Source organism: Paenibacillus sp. 01T422 (assembly GCF_056398785.1).
In genome coordinates this window covers 1-4642 of record NZ_JBFTQB010000581.1, presented here as the reverse complement: position 1 = coordinate 4642, position 4642 = coordinate 1, and the positions used below count along the sequence as shown (strand labels likewise).

Annotated in this window: 4 protein-coding genes and 1 pseudogene; all 5 read right to left on the bottom strand. The window is 47.8% G+C overall.

The features are described from left to right. Positions 1-367 (bottom strand): MASE4 domain-containing protein (locus AC1DUA_RS26420; protein WP_477502605.1); only part of this gene is annotated, 367 nt, incomplete at its 3' end. A gap of 78 nt (positions 368-445) precedes the next feature. Then, a pseudogene (locus AC1DUA_RS26415) lies at positions 446-613 on the bottom strand (MGMT family protein); the annotation flags it as partial. A gap of 1 nt (position 614) precedes the next feature. Beyond that, entirely contained in the window at positions 615-1703 is a 1089-nt protein-coding gene (locus tag AC1DUA_RS26410) for a lactonase family protein (protein WP_477502604.1), read from the bottom strand. A gap of 676 nt (positions 1704-2379) precedes the next feature. After that, on the bottom strand, positions 2380-3948 hold the full coding sequence (gene pruA, locus AC1DUA_RS26405) for an L-glutamate gamma-semialdehyde dehydrogenase (protein ID WP_477502603.1): 1569 nt from the start codon (positions 3946-3948) through the stop codon (positions 2380-2382). A 27-nt stretch (positions 3949-3975) separates the two neighbouring features. Further along, a partial coding sequence (locus AC1DUA_RS26400; protein ID WP_477502602.1) for a proline dehydrogenase family protein occupies positions 3976-4642 on the bottom strand: 667 nt, incomplete at its 5' end.

Below are 4642 nucleotides of genomic sequence, written 5' to 3'. Positions count from 1 at the left end.
GCAATACGATTGTACCGATAAATGTACACCAGCCGGTTAGCTTTGCCTTCCGAGCGCTGTACCGCACATTTCCATACTTGGCATCTAGCCATAAATACAATAGGATCGCCGCCGGAAAGCCCATATGCCAAAGCGCATACACCCATACGGACGTTTGTGGCCCAGAGTTGAACACCCCATTATCAGCAAACACACGGGGAAAGGCGAGGATATAAACTAAGCTCATGCCAGCCGAGAATAGATAGCCCGCAAAGAGTGCAAGCACGGCTGGCTGTCGGGAGATTTTGAACTGACTATATATCACATAAGCCGTAATGAGTTCAAAGCAAACAACCGTTGAGAAAATAGCCGGTTGGAAAGCCGACATTTCTCCTAGCTGAATGCGGACAAAAGGCACGGAAAACAAAGAGATAAGGGTTACTAGAGCCCCAATAATAAAGGCAAACCGATGCCAGGGCAGCTTATACTTCTTGCTCATCGCATGCAAAATCCGCACCACCTGACGGGCTCCTCGGGGGCTTCCGGCAAGCCGTGAAATCTGCCCATAAGTCATCACTTTACCCTCGGGGATGGAACGGATAATCTCGATAACACGCTCCGTGTACGGTGTCATGTTATTCTACAATTGCAAATTTGATGCATACTGGTTTAGACAGCGTCAGCACGCTTCCGGTTGGCAGCAGCTTCCCAGTTGCCGCATCTCGGGTAAACGATACAATGTTATCGGAGTCTTTATTTGCGACTAATAGATGTGCTCCGTCCGGTGAAATAGCAAAATTACGCGGATGTTTTCCAAGCGTAGGTGCATATTCAACAGGAGTCAATTTACCTGTATCTGCATCAATAGCGTACACGACTATGCTGTCATGCCCGCGATTYGAGCCGTAAAGGTACTTTCCGTCAGGCGATACGTGAATATCCGCGCAAGCATTTTCACCTTCGAATGCTTCAGGCAACGTTGAAATTGTCTGAATTTCAGTAAGCTCGCCCTGCTCCTCCTTGTAGCTAAACGCTGTCACAGTGGAGCCTAATTCATTGATGACATAACCATATTTGTAGGATGGGTGGAAGGCAAAATGCCGCGGACCTGAGCCAGGAGCAACAGACACTTCACCATGAGGATGTAGCTTTTTCGCAGCAAGATCGAGCTTGTACAGCTTTATTTTATCCAAACCTAAATCACAAACGCCTACATAGGTATTCGTACGATCCAAGAAAACGGAATGAGCACGCGGTCTATCCTGCACATCCAAAAGGCTGGAGCCTTCGTGCTGCTGAATATCTGCATTCTCACCTATCCGACCATCCGCCAAGACAGGCGATAAGCCTACCATGCCCCCGTGATAGCTCGAAACCATAATCACTTGATTCGAATGATCAAGCTGGATATGGCAAGTGGTCGCTGGAAGTGTGATCTCATTGTTCAAAAAGGCTAGTTTCCCCGAAGCTGAGTCAATCTCATACGAGCTTGCTGCCCCGCAGCGCTGACCGCCTGCGTCAGTTCCTTCGGATATAGCGTAGAGCCTCCAATTTTCGTTATCGACGGATAGAAAGGTTGGATTTTGCAAACCATCTACTTCGTGAATGATTTCCAGATTTCCATTGCTTTCCCCATATTGACAGGCATACACACCTGAATTGCTTGAATCCGCATAGGAACCAATAAATGCTAACGTTTTCTGGGACTTAGACAAAATAACCATCTCCTATTTCTCAATTTCCTAAGTGCATTATCTCAAATCCAGTCCTTAGGAGCAATATGTCAGGGATTAGGATACATCCGATGGCTGAGCAACTGCCCCGATTCCGTAGAAAAACAAATATATGCCCTGCTGCTCGGCATATTCAAGCATCGTGTCCGCTTGATTAGTCAGCATTTGCATTAGATGATGTTGGGGAACTGCTGGGCGTTATTTCGGTGAATTGCGGTGGGTGCGCATCTGGAGGGGAACTGCTGGGCGTTATTTCTTCGCATTTGGCGGAGTTTTGGCCCATTGTGGGGAAATAGTGGACTGTAGTTCTCACTACGCGCGAAAAGGGCGCATTTCGTAGAAATAGCGCCCTGTAGTTCCCCATCCGCGGGAGGATGGAAGTTATTGGAGGAGTTTGCAACTCCTCCATAGCTAAGCTTGTTCAAGAGCGCGGCATCAGCGAATTTTCTTGGGGTGTGAACGCGTAACGCTGAGAACTCAGCGTTACTAAGGGTGTTTGGTGGAGCGGTTCGACCTCACACCAAAACTAAGCTGGCTGCGCAGCCAACTTGGAGGAACTACGGTCCGCTATTTCTGCAAATAGCGGCTGCTAAACGTGTTGGAGGAGTTTGCACCTCCTCCACACAAACAAAAAAAGACGGACACATTCGTCCGTCTTTCATCATTCTTACACCTTGCGAGATGTCAGTTTCGCTTGCGTGAAGAGCAGCAGGTAATCATTACCGCCTGCTTTGGAGTCCGTGCCCGACATGTTGAAGCCGCCGAACGGATGAACCCCGACCAAGGCGCCCGTGCATTTGCGGTTAATGTACATGTTGCCGCAATGTACCGTGTCAAGCGCTTCGGAGATACGTTCTTCATTGGTGGAGAAATACGAACCCGTCAAACCAAACTCCGTATCGTTGTACATCGCGATAGCTTCTTTCCAATCCTTCGCTTTAGCGATGGCCAGAACCGGCCCGAAGATTTCTTCCTGCATGATGCGAGCTTTACCGCTCACATCGCCGAATACGGTAGGCTGAATGTAGTAACCGTTGCCTTCAGCTTTGCCCCCGCCAGCCAGAAGTGTCCCTTCGCTTTTACCAACTTCGATGTAATCCAGAATCCGTTCGTAAGACGTTTTATCGATGACTGGGCCTGCCGCAAAGTTAAGCTCAGGCAAACCGCTTTGCAGCTGGTTCGTCAGGGCAACCACTTTTTCCACCACTTCGTCATATACGGAGTCTACAATTATCGCACGGGAACCAGCGGAGCACTTTTGCCCTTGGAAGCCAAAAGCAGACGCCACGATTGCCGCTGCGGCCGCGTTAAGATCAGCCGTTTCATCCACGACGATACCGTCTTTTCCGCCCATTTCAGCTACAACACGCTTAATCCAAAGTTGACCCGGAACCGTGTCAGCGGCAAGCTTGTTGATACGTAAACCAACCTCTTTGGAGCCTGTGAAGGAGATAAAACGCGTTTTCGGATGAGTCGTTAAGTAGTCCCCAACCTCAGCGCCGCTGCCCGGAATGAAGTTGATGACACCTGCAGGCAGACCCACTTCTTCCATGAGTGCAACAAATTTGTGCGCAATTACTGGTGTCGTGGAAGCTGGTTTAAGCAAAACGGTGTTACCGGAAACAACTGCCGCCATCGTCATCCCAACACAGATCGCAAGCGGGAAGTTCCAAGGAGGAATAACAACGCCAACACCTAGTGGGATATATGTTAGCTTGTTGTTTTCGCCTGGAATTTTGACCAGTGGCTGCGTCTCGTTAATTTCACTCAAGCGGATCATTTCGCGTGCGTAGAACTCAATGAAATCGATGGCTTCTGCTGTATCAACATCGGCTTCCACGTAGTTTTTGCCGGATTCAAGCAGCATCAACGCCGAGAATTCATGCTTGCGAGCACGCATCAGGGCCGCAGCCTTGAACAGGTATTCGRCACGCTCTCTGGCCGGGACCTTTTTCCAAGACTCAAAAGTTTCAAGTGCAGCATTCATCGCCTTCTCAGCAAGAGCTTGGTCCGCTTTGCTTACGTAACCGATAATTTCATCCACATTACCTGGGTTAATGGACGTAATTTTCGCTTCAGTCGTTACCTTCTCCGTCCCGATGTATAGCGGATACTCGCGGCCCATCTCCTCTTTAATTTTCGAAATAGCTGCCTGCATGGCCTTTTTATTTTCCTCAAGGTTAAAATCTGTAAACGGCTCGTTCGCGTATGGGCTCATCTTTGTAAATGTTGTCATATTATTTCTCCTCTCCGAATGGGAAGTTTATTTAAACATATTTTTAAGAACAAACCAGACATTGGCTGGACGTTCTGCTAGCCTTCTCATGAAATAACCGAACCAATCCACACCATAAGGAACATAGATGCGCACCCGGTATCCTTCTTTCACTAATTGCTTCTGCAATTCTTCACAAATCCCATATAACATCTGGAACTCAAACTGATCGCCTGAGATCCCATTCGTTCTAGCAAAGTCTTTTGTAAAATGGATAATTGCTTCATCATGGCTCGCGATCGCCGTATAATGGCCGTTTAGCAAATGTTTTTGAATCATTTTTTTGTAATTATCATCAACGTCACTTTTCTCTGGAAAAGCAACCTGCGGGGATTCCTTGTAAGCCCCTTTCACAAGACGCAAGTTCGCGCCAAGCTGATGCAAATCATCGATATCCTTCATTGTACGGAACAAGTAGGCTTGAATAACGATCCCTACGTTGTCGTAGTCTTTTCGAAGCTCACGATAGATGTCCAAAGAAATTTGGCAGTGCGCATAATCTTCCATATCAATCCGGACAAAATTGCCGTGCATGCGAGCGCGATCAAGAATCCGTCTCATGCTGCTTACACACAAATCTCTGCTTATGTCCAGACCAAGTGAGGTCATTTTTAGAGATAAATTCGATGTGACACCTGATTGGGCAATGGCATCT